Annotated in this window: 10 protein-coding genes; all 10 read right to left on the reverse strand. The window is 69.4% G+C overall.

Annotated features, from left to right (window positions below; translation table 11 throughout):
* Positions 1-15 precede the first annotated feature (15 nt).
* On the reverse strand, positions 16-1,305 hold the full coding sequence (locus ASD34_RS22395; RefSeq protein ID WP_056582213.1) for an HlyD family efflux transporter periplasmic adaptor subunit: 1,290 nt from the start codon (positions 1,303-1,305) through the stop codon (positions 16-18).
* A 486-nt stretch (positions 1,306-1,791) separates the two neighbouring features.
* Positions 1,792-6,927: a malto-oligosyltrehalose synthase gene (locus ASD34_RS22400; RefSeq protein ID WP_056582216.1), complete on the reverse strand. Its 5,136-nt coding sequence runs from the start codon at positions 6,925-6,927 to the stop codon at positions 1,792-1,794.
* A complete protein-coding gene (gene treZ, locus ASD34_RS22405) occupies positions 6,917-8,737 on the reverse strand; it encodes a malto-oligosyltrehalose trehalohydrolase (protein ID WP_056582218.1) in 1,821 nt (606 codons plus the stop codon). Before treZ ends, ASD34_RS22400 begins: the two co-directional genes overlap by 11 nt.
* On the reverse strand, positions 8,734-10,896 hold the full coding sequence (glgX, locus tag ASD34_RS22410) for a glycogen debranching protein GlgX (protein WP_056582220.1): 2,163 nt from the start codon (positions 10,894-10,896) through the stop codon (positions 8,734-8,736). The genes treZ and glgX overlap by 4 nt, the downstream gene beginning before the upstream one ends.
* A 32-nt stretch (positions 10,897-10,928) precedes the next feature.
* Positions 10,929-11,678, reverse strand: coding sequence for a mechanosensitive ion channel family protein (locus ASD34_RS22415; protein ID WP_056582222.1), 750 nt, complete (start codon positions 11,676-11,678; stop codon positions 10,929-10,931).
* 37 nt (positions 11,679-11,715) lie between these two features.
* Positions 11,716-15,051, reverse strand: a complete 3,336-nt coding sequence (gene treS / locus ASD34_RS22420) for a maltose alpha-D-glucosyltransferase (RefSeq protein WP_056582224.1) — start codon at positions 15,049-15,051, stop codon at positions 11,716-11,718.
* A gap of 21 nt (positions 15,052-15,072) precedes the next feature.
* Positions 15,073-17,130, reverse strand: a complete 2,058-nt coding sequence (locus tag ASD34_RS22425) for an alpha-1,4-glucan--maltose-1-phosphate maltosyltransferase (RefSeq protein WP_056582227.1) — start codon at positions 17,128-17,130, stop codon at positions 15,073-15,075.
* Positions 17,127-19,034: a 1,4-alpha-glucan branching protein GlgB gene (glgB, locus tag ASD34_RS22430; RefSeq protein ID WP_056582229.1), complete on the reverse strand. Its 1,908-nt coding sequence runs from the start codon at positions 19,032-19,034 to the stop codon at positions 17,127-17,129. Before glgB ends, ASD34_RS22425 begins: the two co-directional genes overlap by 4 nt.
* Positions 19,035-19,106: 72 nt before the next feature.
* Positions 19,107-19,514, reverse strand: coding sequence for a hypothetical protein (locus ASD34_RS27925; RefSeq protein ID WP_200937610.1), 408 nt, complete (start codon positions 19,512-19,514; stop codon positions 19,107-19,109).
* Positions 19,515-19,622: 108 nt separating this feature from the next.
* Complete coding sequence (locus ASD34_RS22440) at positions 19,623-20,135, reverse strand: PA2169 family four-helix-bundle protein (protein WP_235510160.1); 513 nt, start codon at positions 20,133-20,135, stop codon at positions 19,623-19,625.
* Positions 20,136-20,294: the final 159 nt, after the last annotated feature.

The following is a 20,294-nucleotide window of genomic DNA, read 5'->3' on the forward strand; positions in this document are numbered from 1 at the left end:
TCACCTGCTGTGCGCTCAGGCCTTGGCCAGGCTGGCCGACACCACCTTGCCCGGCACGCACAAGGTCTGGCGGCTTCCGTCCTCGGACTTCGGCGGCTCGGCCGACTCGATGCGCGCCACTGCGTAGATGGAGCCCTGCTCGGCATAGGGGAACGGCACGCTGTAGGTGCTCTGCAGCGCATCCGAGGCCACGGGCAGCAGCTGCTCCACGCGCGCCGGCACCGCGACGTTCTCCGCCACCTTCACGTCGAGCTTCGAGCCCACGCTCAGGCGCTTGGCCAGCCGCGCGGGGAAGACGGCGATGACGCCGATGCGGCTGCAGTCGGTCACGCGCACCAGCGAAGAGCCCGCCGTCACGTACGCGCCCTCGGGCGCCAGCACCGTGTGCACCATGCCGGGCTGGGTCGCCTTGACCTCGTAGGCGGCGAGCTTCTCGACGCGGCGTCGCTCTTCTTCCTCGAGCTGCGAGATCTGCCTGAGCTGCTTGTAGATCGCGGTGCCGTCCTGGCGTGCGCGGTCGGTGCTGTTGCGCAGCGCTTCACGCCGGCTCGCGAGCGTCTGGAACAGGCTGTTGCCGCCGGTGCCGACGAAGGCGCCCTGCCCCGCGCTCACCACGGTCTGCGCCTGCCCCGCAAAGGCTTGCTCGGCCACCGCGGCAGCGGCGCGTGCCGTGCTCAACTGGGCTTCGGCCGCGTTCATCACCTGTTCGCTGATGGCGCCTTCCTTCAGCAACGCTTCGTTGGTGCGCACCTTGTTCTCCTGCTCGGCGACCATGCTGTGCGCCACGTCGCGCTGGCGCTGCGCGATCTCCCAGGCGTCCCAGGTCTGCGCGAGCGAAGCCTGCCGGGTCACCTGCGCCTGCTGGCCGATGGCGCGCATCTCCTGGTTGTCGGACTTGTACTGGTTGCCCAGTTGCGCGAGCTGGCTCTGCAAGCCCAGGCGCTGCGTGGTCAGCGTGGTGAGGATCTCCTGGCTGACGGTGGGGTTGCGCACGGTGGCCACCAGCGTGCCGGGCAGCACCGCGTGGCCCGAGCGCACCGCCATCTGCGTCACCACGCCATTGATCGGCGAGGTGACGATGCCGACCGGCGCCTGCAGCACGGCGCGCGTGGCCTGCGAGGACAACAGCGGCTCGACCAGCGTGGCCACCATCAGCCACAGCACGAAGGCCAGCAGCGCATAGCCTGCGACCTTGGGAACGACGGCGCCTCGCTGCTGGCGCTGCCCCCGGGCCCGCGCGGCACGCGCATGCGGCCGGGTGCGGCCCGGTTTCGACGGGGAAGGAATGGGTCTGAGCACTCGCATAGCCACCTCTTGAAAACGTCGATGGCCTGCCCTTTGCGGCAGGCCTTCGGATGAAGAAAGAGACCTGGCGCGACCCTCCCGGATCGCCCTCCGCGTCTTCGATTTCTCGTGCTGCGGTGCAATAAAGGTACGCCCAAAGCGTCGGCCGCCGTGCTTCCGGGCGCAACAAGATGTGCAAACTTCACATCTACTTTGGGGCCCTGAACTGGGCACAGTCCTACATTGGTTTCGATGGCCCGGGGGTTGACACGCACGGGGCGCATCGACACGCCGGAATGCCGCGCGATCGCGCTTGTCTCGAAGCCCGCAAGCGCCGCCGACGGTGCCCGCGCGCGACGCCATCAGCCCGCCGCGCGACGCCGACCCGGCGGCGTGCGCACCGCGCTCAACAGGCCGTAACGATATTGGCGCGAATGGTCACAGCCGCCGCGAGGCCCTGTGGCGGGCACGCATCAGCGCGCGCCATGGCGCGACGAGGGTGCAGTCTCAGCGGGGTGCGCGGGCAGCCTGGAAAGCCGCCCACGGCATGCGTCGAAGCGCATCGCCCAGGTCGATGCGGCCGTCCGCGGCGGTCAGGGACTCGCCCGTCAGCAAGTCCTCGAGTGTCACCCGCTGCAGGCCGTCGGGCAGGCGCACCGTCGTGCCCTGCCATGCCGGCGCATCGGGGAGCGCCGGCGCGGCGTGATCGCCTGCGCTGCGATGCGACAGCACGGCGAACAGGCGCCCCGTGATGACCACGAGCATCCGCCCTTCGTGGCGGCGCGCGAACGCCACGACATGCCGCGCCAGTGGGCCCTCGACCTGCAGCGGCTCGTAGCTGCCCTCGCGAAACAGCAAGGGCTGCGCGCGCCGCAACGACAGCAGCCGCCAGATGAACCACAGCTTCGCGCGGCCGTCGTGCGGTGCATCGACCATCGCGCGCACCTGCGCCGCGAGATCGCCTTGCCCTTCCATCGCCTGCAAAGCCGCCAGCCGTTCTTCGCGCAGGGCGTAGTCCACCGGCCGCCGGTTGTCCGGATCGACCAGGCTCAGCTCGATGAGTTCGCTGCCCTGGTAGAGATCGGGCACGCCGGGCGAGCTGTATTTCAGCAAGGTGAGCGTGAGGCCGTTCCAGGCGCCGAACCACGCGAGCGTGTCGGCCAGCCGCTGGATGTCCGCAAGGCAGCCGTTCGTGGCCGGATCGGCCAGCAGAGCGCGCACGAAACCTTCGAGGCCGGCCTCGTAGTCGGCATCGGGCTGCGACCAGCGCGTGCGCAGCTTGGCTTCGCGCGCGGCCTTCTGCATGTATTGCCACATGCGGTCGCTGAAGCCCGGCGCGGTGTCGGCGTCCAGGCCGCCCACGGGCAGCGTGCCCAGCAGCGTCTGGTAGAGCAGGTACTCGTCGGTGCGCGATGGCGCTTCGCCGCTGGCCAGCCGGGGTCGCGCACTGCGGCACAGGCCGTGCCAGCGCGCGAGCGCCTGCATCCATTCCTCGGGCATCTCGGACAGCACGTCGATGCGATGGCGCACGTCTTCCGAGCGCTTGTTGTCGTGCGTCGAAGTCGCGAGCATCGTGTGCGGCCAGCGCCGCGCGCGGTCGGCACTCGCCGCATGGAAGGCCTCGACCTCGATGCCGAAGCGGTCGGGTTCGCCACCCACCTCGTTGAGCGCACTGAGTGGAAAGTAGCGGTAGAACGCCGTGTCCTCCACGCCCTTGGCCGCCACCGGTGCGCTGAACTGCTGGAAGCGCACCGCGAAGCGCCGCACCTGTTCGCCGAGCGCGGCCGGGGCTGATGCGACGGCCTCGCCGCGCAACGCGCTGCGCACGAAGTCGAACACCGAGCGGTCGGCATCGCCGCTGTGCTGCGTCGCCTGGTTCACGGCCTGGTTCACGGCCTCGTCGATGAAGCGCGCGTCCTGTGCGGACGGCCCCTCGACGATGTAGGTCCGGTAGACCGGCATGCACGCGCCGACCTCGGCCAGCGCGCGGCGCAGTGCATTGAGCGTGTAGTCGCGCGTGCGGCGGTCGGCCCGCGCGATGCGCAGCAGCTCGGTGGAGAGCACGTTCAGTTCCGACGAAAGCGCATTGCGCATCACCTCGCGCCGTCCCGCGCGGCACACCGCGGCGAAGTCGTCCGTCTCGCCGGTGAAGCGCTGCCAGGCATGCAGCACGGCGGACTCGGCCGTGGAGTCGACGAGCACGCCGTTGGCCACGTTCGCAAAGCGGTAGCCGGTGGTGCCGTGCACGTGCCAGCTGTCGGGCACGTCTTCGTGCGCACCGGCGATCTTCTCGGCCACCACGTACAGCGGGCGTGCCGGACGGCCGTCAGCCTCGTGCGGCGGCAGCACCAGGCCGGCGCGGCGCGCATAGCCTTCCTGCAGCTTGCGGAAGTAGTCCGCGGGGTCGTACAGGCCGTCGGGGTGGTCGATGCGCAGGCCGTCGACCACCCCAGCGGCCGCGAGGTCGAGCGCGAACGACTGCGTGGCCTCGAACACCTCGTCGCGCTCCATGCGCACGGCCGCCAGGTCGTTGATGTCGAAGAAGCGGCGGTAGTTGATTTCGTCCGCCGCCACGCGCCAGTGTGCGAGCCGGTAGGCCTGCGCCTCGATGAGCCGGTGCAGCGCATCGCGCGCGTCGGGCTGGGCCAGGTTCAGCTCGGCCACCGACGCCGCGAGCGCTTGCGCGACCGCCGGATGTCGCTGCGCCAGCCGCGCGAGCCGGGCCTTGAGAAGTTCCTTGTCGCGCACGCGCTCGGCCCGCGCCTGCGCTGCGTCCGTGTCGCGCGGCGGCAGGTGCCCGAACGCGGTCGACAGGCTCGCGAGCCGGGCGCACGCCGGCGCATCGCCCAGCCGCGCAAGCGCACGTTCAAGCACGAAGGGATAGCTCTCGGGTGCCAGCGGAAAGCGATGCGCGTAGTAGCGGACGGCCAGGCTGCCGGTCTCGCCTTCGAAGCGCAGCACCAGCTCGCCGTTGTCCAGCGCCTCGCCGTAGTGCACGCCCAGCACGGGCAGCAGCACCTTGCCGGTCAGCTCGACGTTGAGCGGCTGCCAGTCGATGTCGAAGTACGGCGCGAACCGCGAGGCCGGGCCGTTTTCCAGCACGTCCATCCACCACGCGTTGTCGGCGCCGAACACGCCCATGTGGTTGGGCACCATGTCCAGCAGCTGGCCGAGGCCGTGGGCCTTCAGCGCCTCGACGAAGCGCGCAAAGCCTGCTTCACCGCCGAGCTCGGGGTTGACCTGCGCATGCGCGACCACGTCGTAGCCGTGCATGCTGCCTGCGCGGGCGCGCTGGATCGGCGAGCAGTACACATGGCTCACGCCGAGCTGCGCGAGGTAAGGCAGCACGCGGATCGCGTCGTCGAAGCCGAAGCCCTTGTGGAACTGCAGCCGGTATGTGGCGCGCGGCACGCGGGTCTGCAGGCCGGCCGATTCGCCACCGGCTTCGGCCTTGCGAGGACGCGCCGCCCGCAGGGCTTCTCCCAGTGCGCGCATGCGCTCGCCCCCCACGAGGGCCGCGACCGGCTCGGGCAGCTTGCGCCGCCAGTTCGGGTGCGTGTCGACGGTGCCGGGCAGGTTGGCCTGCGCGACCACGCCGGCCACGTCTTCGAGCTGCACCATCATCAGCGCCGACGGCGTGGCCGCGAGAAAGGCGTGCGCCGCTTCGACGAGTCGCGCCGACGGCAGCGCGCCGCCCGCCGCATGCGCCACCTCCTCGCGCGACAGCAGGCCCGCCTGCTGCAGCGCCTGCATCAATGCGATGCGCTCCTTCGCGCGGTCCATGAGCTGCTGGTCGAACACCGCGGGGTCGGGGAACAGGTCGAGCGCGAGACGTTCGCGCAGGTCGGCGGCAGTCCACCAGCCGGCGAAGGTCGCGAGGTCGTGCGTGCCGATCGCGACCAGCGCGGCGGCCGGGTAGGCCTCGGGCGGCTTGAAGCGGCCGCTGTCGTGCTGCGTCTCGAAATACAGCAGGCGGTACGAGAGCACGTCGGCCTGCGCGAGCGCCTCGCGCACCGCGTCCTCGACCGTGCCCAGGTCTTCGCCCACGACCATGCAGCGGTTGCGATGGCTTTCGATCGCCACGATGGCGAGCAACTCGTCCAGCGGATAGGACACGTACGCGCCCTCGCGCGCGCTCGCGCCGCGCGGAATCCAGAACAGCCGCATCAACCCCATCACGTGGTCGATGCGCAGCGCGCCCGCGCCACGCATGGCGGCGCGCAGCGTCTCGAGGAAGAAGCGATGGCCATCGGCGCGCAGGCGGTCGGGGCGCAGTGGCGGCAGGCCCCAGCCCTGGCCGGCGGGGTTGAATTCGTCGGGCGGTGCGCCCACGCTGGCGCCTTGTGCGAACACGGCTTGCGCGCCCCAGGCGTCGGAGCCGGCGCGGTCCACCGACACCGCCAGGTCCATGTACAGGCCGATGCCCATGCCGAGCGCATCGCAACGCGCCGCCACGCGCGCCAGCTGCCGCGCCGCCACCCACTGCAGGTACTGGTGGAACTGCACGCGCGGTGCATGCGCCACGGCGAACGCGGTCACCTCGGCCGAGCCGGGGTCGCGGTAAGCGGCGGGCCAGTCGTGCCAGTCCCACGCGCCGCCTTCGCTCGCGAGGAAGTGCGCCTGCAGCGTTTCGAACAGCGCGTGCTGGCGCAGCGCTTCGCCGCCCTGCGCAACGAAGGCGAGGAACGCGCGGCCGGTCTCGCTCGGGGCGCCGTCCTCGGGAAGGTGCCGCGCGCAGAAATGCGTGAAGAGCAGCGCAAGCACCTCGAACTTCGCGGCCGCCACGCCGGCGTGGTCGACCAGCGGGCTGGCACGCAACGCGGCGAGCCACGCCTGGAAGTCGGGCGACTGCACACGCTCGCGCGCCGCATCGCAGGTCCCGAAGCCTTCCACTGCTTCCACATCGATGCACAGCACGTTGAGCTGCTGGCGCGACGACGGGCTGTACGGGCTCGTGTGCAGCGGCGTGCTCGCGAACAGCGCATGCAGCGGGTTGAGTCCGATCACGTCGACTCCCTGCGCCGCCATGCGCACGGCCAGGTCTTCCAGGTCGCCGAAGTCGCCGATGCCCCAGTTGCTCGGCGAGCGCAGGCTGTACAGCTGCACGGCGGGCCCCCAGACGCGCCGGCCGTTGCGCACTGCGGGCGGCCGGTAGCAGCGGCCCGGCGAGGCCAGCACGCGGGTCTCGCCGGGCAGCCCTTCGATGCGCAGGCAGTGGTAGCCGGCTTCGAGTGCCAGCGGCACCCGCAGCGTGCGCTGGCACCAGGCGACGCCGTCGATGTCGGTGCGGTCGGTTTCCGCGAAGGCGTGGGCATCGGCCTCGCCTTCCACCTCGCGGCCGTGCGCGTCCGCGAGCTGCCAGCGCAGCCGCGCCATCGACGCCGGCATCCGCAGCGGCACCGACCATGCGGCGCTGCCGGCCTGCACGACCTGCACCGGCGGCAGCGCCTGCGCCCAGCGCGCACGGTGGGCCGCGGCCAGCGCGGGGCCCGCATCGTCCGTGGTGTCGAGCCGCACGCCGAACTCGGCCAGCAGGGCGATCAGGCTGTCGGTGGAGGCCTCGCGCCGGACGCCGAAGGCGTCGAAGTAGCCGGTCGCGATGCCGAAGTGCGCGCACAGCTGGCGGAAGGCGTCATTCACCATGCGGCGCTTCCAGCGTCACATGCAGCGCGCCGCGGCCCAGGCTCAGCGTGCCTTCGCTGCGTGCCACGCCGTCGCTGTGGACCACCTCGCCCGGCAGGTCGGCGAGCAACTCCACGGGTTGCGTGCCGAAGTGGGCCAGCAGGTAAAGCCGCGCCGCGCCCAGGTCCCATTGCACCTGCAGCGTGCCGTTCTCGCACCGCCAGCTGCCCGCGCCCGCCATGCCCCCGAGCCGGGGCACGATGAGGCGATGGCGCAGCGCCAGCAGCTGCTGCACCTCGCACAGCCGCGCAAAGTGCGCGCGCGTGCCGCGTTCGCGCCAGCGCAGCTTCGACGCAGCGAAGGTCGCCTCGGCATTCGGATCGGGAATGCGGGCGCGCGCCTCTTCGTCCGCGAAGGCAGCAAAGCCGCCGAACTCCGCACGGCGGCCCTCGGACACCGCGCTGGCCAGGTCCGGCCCGAAATCGCAGAAGTACTGGAACGGCGTGGAGGCCGCGAACTCGTCGCCCATGAACAGCATCGGCACGTGCGGCGAGAGCAGCAGGCAGGCCATGGCCGCGCGCACCAGCACCGGGTCACCCAGCGTGTGGATGCGTTCGCCGAAGGCGCGGTTACCGACCTGGTCGTGCGTCTGCAGGAACGACACGAAGGCCGGCGACGGCAGCCGCGTGCTCGGCTCGCCGCGCGCCTGGCCATGGCGGAAGGCGGACGGCTGCCCCTGGTAGACGAAGCCCTCGGCCAGCGCCTGCGCGAACCGACGCACCGGGTCGTCGGCATAGTCGGCGTAGTAGCCATCGCCCTCGCCGGTGACCAGCACATGCACCGCGTGGTGCAGGTCGTCGTTCCATTGCGCCGTGCCGGCCACCGGATGCCCGCGGCTGTCGCGCAGCAGCATCGAGGCCTGGTTGGCGTCGTTTTCCAGCACCAGGTGCACGTGGCGCTCGCGGGCCGGTCCGTGGTTCAGCGCCTCGCGGATCTCATGCACGATGTGCGGGCGCGTCTCGTCGTGGATGGCGTGCACCGCGTCCATGCGCAGGCCGTCGAAGCGGAACTCTTCCACCCAGTAGAGCGCGTTGTGAATGAAGAAATCGCGCACCGTGCGCGAGCGCGGCCCGTCGAAGTTGATGGCCGCGCCCCAGGGCGTCTGCTTGCCGGCGTTGAAGAACTCGGGGCAGTAGGCGTGCAGGTAGTTGCCTTCGGGTCCGAAGTGGTTGTAGACCACGTCGAGCAGCACCATGAGGCCGAGCGCATGCGCGGCATCGACCAGCGCCTTCAGCTCGTCGGGCGTGCCGTACGCGGCGTCGGGCGCAAACGGCAGCACGCCGTCGTAGCCCCAGTTGCGGCGCCCCGGAAAGTCGGCGAGCGGCATCAGTTCGACCGCGGTGATGCCCAGTTCGGCCAGCGCGCCGAGCCGCGCCGTCGCCGCGCGCAGCGTGCCTTCCTCGGTGAAGGTGCCGACGTGCAGTTCGTAGACCACCGCCTCTTCCCACGGCCGGCCGCGCCAGGCGTCGTCGGTCCAGGCGAAGCGGCGCGGGTCGATCACCATGCTCGCGCCGTGCACGTCGTCGGGGTTGAAGCGCGAGGCCGGGTCGGGCACGCGCGTGCCGTCGGGCAGGCGGAAGCTGTAGCGGTCGCCGTGCACCGCATCGAGCACCGTCAGGCGGTGCCAGCCCTTGGCGTCGCGCGTCATCGGCTGCGACGCGGCGGCATGCTCGAGCACGATCGCTTCGGCCGATGGCGCCCACAGGGCGAACTCGACGCCCTTCTCCTGCACCGTGGCGCCGAAGGGCATGGGGTGGGCGTGGCGGTTCATGGCCGCACATCCGGCCGGCTCATCACGACGAGCGAGCGGCATTGCAGCGGATAGACAGGGTCGCCCCACGCTGGCGCGAGCGAGGCGGCGCCCTCGGTGGTCGGTGGCGGCGAATTGCTGGCGGTGTCCACGAGCAGCCGCCACGCGCCGTGCGTCATCGGCGGCAGCGTGAACGCGATCTCGTCGTGGTGCGCGTTCATCAGCACCAGGAAGTCGTCGTCGTGCTGCACCTCGCCACGCGGCCCGCGGTCGGCAATGCCGCCGCCGGGGATGTACATCGCAATGCAGCGCGCGTTGGTGTCGTTCCAGTCTTCGGGGCGCATCTCGGCGCCGTCAGGCTTGAGCCAGTGCACGTCGGTGAGCGTCTCGCCTTCGGCGGGTTTGCCCGCAAAGAAGCTGCGGCGCCGGAACGACGGGTGGGCGCGGCGCAGCGCCACCATGCGCTCGACGAAGGTCGTGAGCGCCAGCCGCTCGGGCGTGGGCGTCCAGTCGATCCAGCCGAGCTCGTTGTCCTGGCAATAGACGTTGTTGTTGCCCTGCTGCGTGTGGCCGCGCTCGTCGCCGGCCAGCAGCATCGGCACGCCCTGCGACAGCAGCAACGTGGCCAGCAGGTTGCGCTTCTGGCGCTCGCGCAGGGCCAGCACCTCGGGGTCGTCGGTCGGGCCTTCGACCCCGCAGTTCCACGACACGTTGTGGCTGTTGCCGTCGCGGTTGTCCTCGCCGTTGGCTTCGTTGTGCTTGTCGTTGTACGACACCAGGTCGTGCAGCGTGAAGCCGTCGTGCGCGGTGATGAAGTTGATGCTCGCGGTGGGTCGCTTGCCCGACCAGCCGTACAGGTCTTCCGAGCCGGTGACGCGCTTGGCCACCTCGCCGACGAGCCCGCCGTCGCCTTTCCAGAAGCCGCGCAGGCCGTCGCGGTACTGGTCGTTCCACTCGGCCCAGCCGAGCGGGAAGTTGCCGACCTGGTAGCCGCCGTGGCCCAGGTCCCACGGTTCGGCGATGAGCTTCACGCGGTTGAGCGTCGGGTCCTGCCGGATCGCATCGAAGAAGCCGCCGAGGTTCTCGACCTTGCCCGCCTCGCGCGCCAGCGCCGAGGCCAGGTCGAAGCGGAAGCCGTCGACGTGCATCTCTTCGGCCCAGTAGCGAAGCGAGTCCATCACGAGCTGCAGCGCATGCGGATGCTCGAGGTTGACGGTGTTGCCACAGCCGGTGAAGTCGTCGTAGTAGCGGCGGTTCTCGGCGTTGGCGATGTAGTAGCTGGCGTTGTCCACGCCGCGCATCGACAGCGTCGGTCCGAGCTGGTTGCCTTCGCAGGTGTGGTTGTAGACCACGTCGAGGATCACCTCGATGCCCGCGGAGTGCAGCGTCTTGACCATGGTCTTGAACTCCTTCACCTTGCCCGAGGCGCTGTAGCGCATCTCGGGGGCGAAGAAGGCCAGCGTGTTGTAGCCCCAGTAGTTCTGCAGCCCCTTCTCGGCCAGGTGCCGGTCATTGAGGAAACTGTGCACGGGCAGCAGCTCGACGGTGGTCACGCCCAGGCGCTTGAGGTGGTCGACCACGGGCGCGCAGCCCAGCGCGGCGTAGGTGCCGCGCAATGCGGGCGGCACGTCGGGGTGCGTCATGGTGAAGCCGCGCACGTGCATCTCGCAGATCACCATGTCCTGCCACGGCACCGAGGGGCGGCGGTCGTCGCCCCAGGTGAAGGCGGTTTCGAGCACGCGGCCCTTGGGCATGAGCGGCGCGCTGTCGCGGCGGTCGAAGGACAGGTCTTCGCGCTTGCTCCCCACCGTGTAGCCGTAGAGCGCATCGCCCCAGCGCAGCTCGCCCACGAGGTCTTTGGCGTACGGGTCCACGAGCAGCTTGTGCGGGTTGAAACGGTGGCCTTCCTCGGGCTTGTAGGGACCATGCACGCGGTAGCCGTAGGCCTGCCCGGGGCGTGCCTCGGGCAGGTAGCAGTGCCACACGCCGTCGGTGCGCTCGCGCAGCGCAATGCGCTGCAGCTCATGGCGGCCGCGCTCGTCGAACAGGCAGAGCTCGACCCTGTCGGCGTGCTGCGAAAAGAGGGCGAAGTTGACGCCCTCCCCGTCCCAGGTGGCGCCGCGCGGGTAAGGGCGGCCGGGCCAGACGGCCGTGATTGTCGGATGGGTCTTGGATGTCATTCAGGGGCCGATGGGCAGTAGACGATGGAAATTCAACGGGGGGGACGGTCGGTGGTGTCGAAGCGCGGTGGCGTGCCCACCGGCGTGACGGCGGGCGGGGCTGTCTTGCTGTCGCCGACCTGCCGAGGCCACCAGCGTTCGATCTGCGACTTCGCCCAGTCCTTGCCCGCCAGGCCGAAGGCCAGCGCCAATGCAAAGACCACGCCGGCCAGGATCACGAGGAAGCTCTCGCGCACGATGTCGCCGCCCACCTTCACCTGGTCGAGCGCGATGAGGATCACGAAGGCCATCACCGCGTACTGCGCCACTTTGCCGAAGAGCACGGCGTCCTGCATCTTCACGCTGCGGAAATAGCTGCCCACGGCCTCGCCCACGAAGCGTGCAAAGTACGAGCCGAAGGCCAGCACCAGCAGCGCGACGAACACGTTGGGCACGAACCAGACGATGCGCCCCAGCAGGTCGGCGATGTAGCTCAGCCCCATGCCGTTGAAGGCGATGAGCAGCGAGGCCAGGATCACCAGCCAGTAGGTCAGCACGCCGAACAGGCTGCTGGTGTCGCCCTGCAGCCCGCCCTGGCGCAGGAAGTTGTCCAGCCCTGCGCGCTCGGTGAGCACGTTGAAGTTGACGGCGCGCAGCGCCTTGGTCACGGCGAAGCGGGCCGCCTTGGCGACCAGCCAGCCGACGAGCACCACCACCAGCCCGATCAGCAGGCGCGGAATGAAGGCGCCGACCTGGTAGAGGATGGCGCGCAGCGGCTCCAGGTGAATGCCGAAGTTTTCCATGGTGAGTCTTCCGTTGAGTGGCTTGGAGATGGCGGGGTCAGGCACGCGGCGCGTTGATCAGCGCGAGCACGCCGTGCAGCGGCACCTGGGCCCATTCGATGCGGTTGTCGAGCTCGTAACGCAGCTCGTACAGGGCCTTGTCGAGTTCGAACAGCGCGAGCAGTTCGGCGTCGATCGGCGCGCCGTCGGGCGGCGCCATCGCCGCCGCGTAGCCGCCCAGGAAGGCGTCGCGCGTGGCGCGCTCCCACGCAATGGCCGGCGCGGCCAGCCGCTGGGCTTCTTCGGGGCTTTGCGCCACGCGGCGCAGCGCCGACCAGCGCGCGTAGTTGAACGAGCGCAGCATGCCCGCCACATCGCGCAGCGGCGAGCTCTTGGTGCGGCGCTCCTCGAAGCTGCGCGCGGGCTCGCCCTCGAAGTCGATGATGACGAAGTCGTTGTCCTTCACCAGCACCTGGCCCAGGTGGAAATCGCCGTGGTAGCGGCTCTTGATGCCACCGCCTTCCGCCGGGTGGCGCAAATCGATGCTGGCCTGCAGCGCGTCGGCCGCGTCCAGCAAGGTGCGTGCGTCGGCCTGCGCGGCGCCCGGCACGAGATCGAGGCGTTCGCGCAGCAGCGCGAGCGTGGCCGTGGCGTCGCTGGCGGCCAGCGACTTGAAGCTGGCGAAGTCGGATGCGGCGAGCGGTTCCGGGTCGAAGGCGGCTGCGCCGGTACGCGCGGCGAGCGCCTGGTGCAGCTCGGCGGTGCGCCGCCCCAGCGTGCCCATGAGCGCAAGGAAGCCGCCGTGCACCGCGGCCACCTCGGCGCTGTCGGGCGTGTCGGCTTCGGTGGTGGCCACGTCGCGCAGGAAGCGCTCGAGATAGCCGAGCGTGTAGTCCCAGCCGTCGCCCTGGTTGGCCACGTAGCTCTGCACCATCGCCAGCGTCATGGTGCGGCCGTCGGTCGTCAGGTATTCCAGCGCGCCGAGCACGGGCACGCAGTGCGGGTAACGCGCATCCTCGGTGAGGAAGCGGCCCATCTCCAGCTCGGGGTTGATGCCTTCGCGCACCTGGCGGTAGCCCTTGAGAAACAGCGTCTCGTTCAGTGCGATGACGGTATTGCTGCTCACGCCGCTCGGGCGTCCCACGGCCAGCGCGTCGATGTCGACCTGCACGTCCGCGAACGCCGCGGTCGGCCGGAACACCAGCTTTCCGTGGGCGGTGGGCAGCTCGGCGCAGCTGGCGATGGTGCGCAGCAGCGCACGGCAGAAGGCCTCGTCGTAGAAGGCGTCGCCCATGAGGCCGACCTGCGCCTGCTGGCGCACCTTGGCGAGCGCCGCCTGTGCCACGCCGGCCATGCGCTCCTCGTCGCGCTCTTCCCACGCCAGTGCCAGCGGCATGAAATAGGTGGCGCCGCCGGCCGGGCCTTCGAGGTCGAGCAGCGCCAGCATCCAGCTCAGGCCGTCCACGTCCCACACGGCGTGGTCGGCCACGCGCGCACGGCGGATGGCCGTGCCCTTGGAGGCGTACCAGCGCTGGATCTCGATGTGGCGCGGCAGCGTCTCCAGCTCGAACTGGGCTCGCATGCGCTCCGACATGCCGATGCGCCACGGCATCACGCGCTCGCGGAAGAAACTGGTCCAGCCGTCGAACAGCACCAGCGTGGGCCACTCCTGCAGCGCCACGCCTTCCTGGTGCCAGCTCGGCGCGTCGGCCTCGGCCGTGAGCCTGAACCAGTAGAAACCGTACGACGACATCGTGAGCAGGTACGGCAGCTCGCCGATGGGCGGGAACGGCGCGCGGCCCAGCATCTCGATGGGCACGAAACCCTTGAACTCCGACAGGTCGAGTTCCACCGGCTGCGCCGCGCGCGAGAGGTTGAACACCGTGAGGATCACGTCGCCGTCGTACTCGCTCAGGTACGCCAGGATCTTGCGGTTGCCCGGCTTGAGAAAGCGCCGCCGCCCGCGCCCGAAGGCGTAGCTGGTCTTGCGCACGGCGAGCATCCGCTTGGTCCAGTTGAGCAGCGAGCTGGCGTCGCGCGCCTGCGCTTCCACGTTCAGCGCCTCGTAGCCGAACATCGGGTCCATGATGGGCTGCAGGTACAGGCGCTGCGGGTCGGTGCGCGAGAAGCCGGCGTTGCGGTCGGGGCTCCACTGCATGGGCGTGCGCACGCCGTTGCGGTCACCCACGAACACGTTGTCGCCCATGCCGATTTCGTCGCCGTAATAGATGATGGGCGAACCCGGCATCGACAGCAGCATGCCGTTCATGAGCTTCACGCGGTCCAGGTCGTTTTCCATGAGCGGCGCCAGGCGCCGGCGGATGCCCAGGTTGATGCGCGCGCGCATGTCGGCCGCGTACATGGTGTACATGTAGTCGCGCTCCTTGCTGGTCACCATCTCGAGCGTGAGCTCGTCGTGGTTGCGCAGGAAGATGGCCCACTGGCAGCCGTCGGGAATGTCGGGCGTCTGGGCCATGATCTCGACGATGGGGTGCCGGTCTTCCTGCGCGATGGCCATGTACATGCGCGGCATGAGCGGGAAGTGGTACGCCATGTGGCACTCGTCGCCGTCGCCGAAGTACTCGCGCACGTCCTCGGGCCACATGTTGGCCTCGGCCAGCAGGAAGCGGTTCTTGTACTGCGCATCGATGGCGGCACGCAGCTTCTTGATCACCGCATGCGTCTCGGGCAGGTTCTCGTTGCTCGTGCCGTCGCGCTCCACGAGGTAGGGAATGGCGTCGAGCCGGAAGCCGTCCACGCCCATGTCGAGCCAGAAGCGCATCGTCTTGAAGATGGCCTCCAGCACCGCCGGGTTGTCGAAGTTCAGGTCGGGCTGGTGGCTGAAGAAGCGGTGCCAGTAGTACTGCTTGGCCACCGGGTCCCAGGTCCAGTTCGAGGTTTCGGTGTCGGTGAAGATGATCCGCGTGCCCTGGTAGATCTGGTCGGTGTCGCTCCACACGTAGAAGTTGCGCTCGGGCGAACCGGGCGGTGCGAGGCGCGCGGCCTTGAACCACGGGTGCTCGTTCGAGGTGTGGTTGATGACCAGCTCGGTGATCACGCGCAGGCCGCGCTTGTGTGCTTCGGCCAGCATCTCGCGGAAGTCGTCGAGCGTGCCGTACTGCGGGTGCACGTCTTCGTACTCGGAGATGTCGTAGCCGTCGTCGCGCAGGGGCGAGGGGTAGAACGGCATCAGCCAGATGGTGTTGACGCCCAGCTCCTTCACGTAGTCGAGCTTGGCGGTCACGCCCCGGAAGTCGCCCATGCCGTCGTTGTTGGAGTCGAAGAAGGCCTTGACGTTGAGCTGGTAGATCACCGCGTCGCGGTACCACAGCGGATCGTCGCTGGTGTCGATCTCGACGGTTTCGAGCGCGATGTGGGAGACGGGTGCGTTCATGGGCGATTCGCCTTCTTGGTCTTAGAGGAAGTAGTCGAAGTCGCGCTCGTCGCCGTGGCGGCGACGCACCACGAAGATGTGCGCGGGCACGCTGCGGGGATCGAGCCGGATGTAGTGCCAGTCGCCCTGCCAGGTGAAGCGCTGGTTGCTCAGCAGGTCGTGCATCTGGAACGCCTGCCCGTCCTTCACACCCACGCTCGCGGGCTCCAGCCCGACCCAGCCGGTCTGCACGTGATGCGGGTCGAGGTTGACCACGGTGACGATCACGTTCTCGCCATCGGGCGAGGCCTTGGCATAGGCCAGCAGCTGGTCGTTGTCGATGTGCAGGAACCGCAGGCCCCGGTCGCGCTGCAGCGCCGGGTTCTCGCGGCGGATGCGGTTCACCTGCGCGATGAAGGGCTCAAGGCTGTCCGGGTCGTCGGCAGGCCGGTGGCGCAGCTGGTACTTCTCGGAGTCGAGGTATTCCTCGCTGCCGGCGCTGCGCGGCAGGTGCTCGCGCCGTTCGTAGGCCGGCCCGTAGATGCCGTAGTTGGCCGCCAGCGTGGCGGCCAGCACCAGGCGCGACATGTACACGGCAGGCTCGCCGGTCTGCAGCTGCTCGTGCAGGATGTCGGGCGTGTTGGGCCAGGCGTTGGGACGGAAGTAGTCGATGCCGGGTTCGGTCGAGAGCTCGGTGAAGTACGCCTGCAGCTCTTCCTTGGTGTTGCGCCAGGTGAAGTAGGTGTAGCTCTGCGAGAAGCCCAGCTTGGCGAGCCGGTGCATCACCTTCGGCCGCGTGAAGGCCTCGGCCAGGAAGATCACGTCGGGGTGCGCGCGCTTCACCTCGCCGATGACCCACTCCCAGAACGGGAAGGCCTTGGTGTGCGGGTTGTCGACGCGGAAGATGCGCACGCCCTCCCCGATCCAGTGGTCGATCACGCGCTTGAGCTCGGCCCACAGGCCGCGCCAGTCTTCGCACTCGAAGTTGAACGGATAGATGTCCTGGTACTTCTTGGGCGGGTTCTCGGCGTACTGCACGGTGCCGTCGGGGCGCCAGCGGAACCAGCCGGGATGCGCCTTCACATACGGGTGGTCGGGCGCGCACTGGAAGGCGATGTCGAGCGCAATCTCCAGGCCGTGCTCGGTGGCGCGCGCCACCAGGTGGCGAAAGTCTTCGGGCGTGCCGAGCGCCGGCAGGATCGCCGTGTGCCCGCCCTCGGCCGCGCCGATGGCCCAGGGGCTCCCGACGTCGTCGGGGCCGGCCTGCAGCGCGTTGTTGGGGCCCTTGCGCTGTTCGCGGCCGATGGGGTGGATCGGCGGAAAGTACAGCACGTCGAAGCCCATGGCGGCGATGGCCGGCAGGCGCGCCTCCACGTCCTTGAACGTGCCATGCACGCCCGGCGCGGGACCCGTCGAGCGCGGAAAGAGTTCGTACCAGGTGCTGAAGCGCGCGCGCTCGCGGTCGGCGACCAGCGGCAGCTCGACCGGGTGGCGCACCGCATGCTGGCGGTCGGGGTGGCGCCGCGCGAGTTCGGCGTATTCGTCGTCCAGCGCCAGCGCCTTCAGCGACACCATGTCGGACCCGGGGCTGGCCGCCACGGCATCGAGCTCGGTGGCCCAGCGCTGCAACGCGACGCGGTCGGCACCCTCGGCGCGCGCCGCGGCGGCCGCGATTTCGAGCGCGCCGATCTGCGCGGCAATGCGCACGTCGTCGGGATCGACGCGCCGCGTCATCTCGCTGCGCCACGACTCGAAGGGGTCGACCCACGCGACGACGGTGTAGACATAGCGCCCCGGCGACGGCGGCGAGAACGCAGCCTCCCAGACGTCGTTGCCCAGTGCCCTCATCGGCACCTCGCGGAAGTCCTTCTGCTCATTTGCGCGCCAGCACAGCTGCACGCGCACCACGTCGTGGCCGTCGGTGAAGCAATGGGCCCGCACCGGCACGCGCTCGCCAGCCACGCACTTCACGGGGAAGCGGCCGTGGTCGACGTTCGGCAGCACGGCATCGATGACGGCACGGACCGCGCCGTCGGGCACGCCGATGTCGATTCCACCGTTCGCCACGGCGGCGGGCTTGTTCGAAAAAATGTTCTTCATCGGGCAGCGTGCTCCAGGATCAGCGTGGACAAAGGCGGCAAGGTGAGCGACACCGATTGCCTGCGGCCGTGGGAGCGCACGGGCGCCGCGTCGACGCCGCCGAAATTGCCCCAGCCCGAGCCGCCGAATTCCGTGGCGTCGGTGTTGATTACCTCCTGCCAGTGGCCGCCGAGCGGCACGCCCAGCAGGTAGTTGGTGCGCGGCACCGGCGTCATGTTGCTCACCACGAGCAGCGGCGGACTGCCGTCGCTGGCCTTGCGCAGGAAGGCGAACACGCTGGTGTCGGCGTCGTCGGCCGCCACCCACTCGAAGCCCGCCGACGAGAAATCGACCTGGTGCAGCGCGGGCGTGCCGCGGTACACGCGGTTGAGCTGCGCCACCAGGCGCTGCAGGCCCCCGTGCGCTTCCTGTTCGCAGACCCACCATTCGAGTTCGCCGTCATGCGTCCATTCGCGACGCTGGCCGAACTCGCCGCCCATGAAGAGCAGCTTCTTGCCCGGGTGCGCCCACATGAAGCCGTACAGCGCGCGAAGGTTGGCGAATTGCTGCCACGTATCGCCGGGCATCTTGTTGAGCAGAGAGCCCTTGCCGTGCACCACCTCGTCGTGAGACAGCGGCAGCACGAAGTTTTCGTGGAAGGCATACACCAGCGAGAAGGTCAGCTTGTGGTGGTGGTACTTGCGATGCACCGGCTCTTCCTTCATGTAGGCGAGCGCATCGTGCATCCATCCCATGTTCCATTTCTCGCCGAAGCCCAGGCCGTCCATGTCGGTGGGGCGCGACACGCGTGGCCACGCGGTCGATTCCTCGGCAATGGTGACGGTGTCGGGGTGCGCGCGGTACACGGCGCGGTTCAGCGTCTGCAGGAAGTCGATGGCTTCCAGGTTCTCGCGCCCGCCGTGGCGGTTGGGCACCCACTCGCCGTGGTTGCGCGCGTAGTCCAGGTAGAGCATCGACGCCACGGCGTCCACGCGCAGCCCGTCGAGGTGGTACCTGTCGAGCCAGAACAGCCCGGACGACACGAGGAAGCTGCGCACCTCGGGCCGGCCGTAATTGAAGATGCTGGAGTTCCACTCCGGATGAAAGCCCTGGCGCGGGTCGGCGTGCTCGTACAGGTGTGTGCCGTCGAAGTACCCGAGCCCGTGCTCGTCGGTCGGAAAGTGCGAAGGCACCCAGTCGAGCAGCACGCCGATGCCCTGCTGGTGCAGGTGGTCGACGAGGTACATGAAGTCCTGCGGCGAGCCAAAGCGTGCGGTCGGTGCGAAGTAGCCGGTGGTCTGGTAGCCCCACGAGCCGTAGAACGGATGCTCGGTCACGGGCATGAGCTCCACATGCGTGAAGCCCATCTGGTTCACGTAGGCAGCCAGCCGGTGCGCGAGTTCGCGGTAGCCGAGAAACTGGCCGTCCTGGCGCTGCCAGGAGCCCAGGTGCACCTCGTAGATCGACTGCGGCGCATCGAGCGCGTTGCGCTGCCCGCGCGTGGCCATCCAGTCTTCGTCGCCCCAGGTGTAGGTCAGGTCGCAGACGCGCGACGCGGTGGCGGGTGGCGGCTCCGCGCAGAACGCCACGGGATCGGCCTTGTCGACCGTGTAGTTGCCGTGGTGCGAGCGGATGCGGTACTTGTAGGCCTGGCCCGCTGCGGCACCGGGCGCATGTCCGTGCCAGATGCCCGAGCCGTCCGGGCTCGGCGCCAGCGCATCGGCATCGCCCGACCAGCCATTCCAGTCGCCGACCACCGAGACCGAGGCGGCATTCGGCGCCCACACTGCGAAGCGCGCGCCGCCGCCCTCTTCTTCGTTGTCGAGGTGGCAGCCGAGCAGGTCGTACAGCCGCGCGTGGGTTCCCTCACGAATAAGGTAGACGTCCTGCTCGCCTTGGGGTGGATGGTTCGTTGTCGTTGGCACCGGCGCTCCCGTTGAAGGCCGGTGGAACGGTTGTTCGAGGACCGACTTCGGTTCGCCTCCAGCCAACCCAGGTTATGCAAGTGCGCGGCACGCGACCGGTAAGGTCTTGGTCGCCTCGGCTTGTCGGAGAACAGCCCGCGCCCCGCCCACAGGTACGGCTCCAGGCGTGCAGCCCGGCGCCCGAGGCTTGCGTTGCACGGTGGGTGGCGCGAAGAACAGGTGATGCCCGAAGTCGTCGGACATCAGCATGACGGGCTGTCGGGGATGGGCCTTGTGGCGCGCGATGGTGGCCGCCGCGATCGCGTCGAAGTGGACCTTGCACGCCTGGATCAGTTCCTCGCCGATCTCGCGCGAACCGAACGCATCGTGCAGCGTGTCTTCCGAGATCTGCGCAACGATGCGCGCACCCCCAGGTCCGTCGGGATACACCGCAAGCCGCACCGAAGCGATGTCGAAACAATAGATGCCTTCGAAGTCCATGTCGCCTGTCTCCTCGGTCCCGCGCCAGGGGCGGGTGCGCTCTGCATTCAGCGCGCACGCCCGTACAGGCGGCGCTGGATTTTTTCTCGTGTGGATGCCGGAAACCGCCTACAGCTGCGACTGCAGGCGAGCCCGCAGCGTGTGGCGCAGGTTGCGCACCTGCTCCAGGCCACATTGCGCGTCGTGGGCCTGCATCTGCAGGATCTGCCGCACGCCCAGCGGAAGCCGCAGCGCCAGCGCCTCGCGGTAGCGCGCCACGGCCGCCACGTCGGCGCGCTCGCAGGCCTGAAGCACCGACGAATCGCGGGTCGCGCCCACGGCGGCCTTCACGTGCGCCCAGCCGCGGTGAACCGCGCCCAGCGCCGTGCCGCCGCCCACCGGCTGGCCGCCGCAGGTGATGACGAGCTCCACCAGCTGGCTGGCCGCTGCCTGGCATTGCGCGGCGCGCGAGGCAAACACCTCCTTGAGACGGCGCGATTTCACTTCGTCCACATAGACACGGAAAGCATGCGCGCCGTCGCGGGTGCCCTCGAGCAGGTGGTTGAGCACGTGCACCACGTTCTCGTTCGTCAGCGTCTCGCCCACGAGGGCGTCGAACGCCAGATCGTCTGTGTGAAACAAGTTCTGGTCCTTCGCCATGTCGGACTCCTTTTTCCAAAGTTGCAGGGACTGGCGTCATCCTCGCGCGCGTCGCGGGTGCCATCGTCGGGTCGGGACGCGGCTGCGTGTAGGTCTTGCCCGGCGTGGACCGCCAGAGGGCCGCGGGCGGCGGGTGATAAA

This window comes from Variovorax sp. Root473 (genome assembly GCF_001426505.1).
Classification (GTDB): Bacteria; Pseudomonadota; Gammaproteobacteria; order Burkholderiales; family Burkholderiaceae_C; genus Variovorax.

Bases quoted from the DNA above. Each gene is read 5' to 3' on its own strand.
- ASD34_RS22395 (WP_056582213.1), bottom strand. From the start codon at position 1,305: ATGCGAGTGCTCAGACCCATTCCTTCCCCGTCGAAACCGGGCCGCACC.
- ASD34_RS22400 (WP_056582216.1), bottom strand. From the start codon at position 6,927: ATGGTGAATGACGCCTTCCGCCAGCTGTGCGCGCACTTCGGCATCGCG.
- treZ (WP_056582218.1), bottom strand. From the start codon at position 8,737: ATGAACCGCCACGCCCACCCCATGCCCTTCGGCGCCACGGTGCAGGAG.
- glgX (WP_056582220.1), bottom strand. From the start codon at position 10,896: ATGACATCCAAGACCCATCCGACAATCACGGCCGTCTGGCCCGGCCGC.
- ASD34_RS22415 (WP_056582222.1), bottom strand. From the start codon at position 11,678: ATGGAAAACTTCGGCATTCACCTGGAGCCGCTGCGCGCCATCCTCTAC.
- treS (WP_056582224.1), bottom strand. From the start codon at position 15,051: ATGAACGCACCCGTCTCCCACATCGCGCTCGAAACCGTCGAGATCGAC.
- ASD34_RS22425 (WP_056582227.1), bottom strand. From the start codon at position 17,130: ATGAAGAACATTTTTTCGAACAAGCCCGCCGCCGTGGCGAACGGTGGA.
- ASD34_RS27925 (WP_200937610.1), bottom strand. From the start codon at position 19,514: ATGGACTTCGAAGGCATCTATTGTTTCGACATCGCTTCGGTGCGGCTT.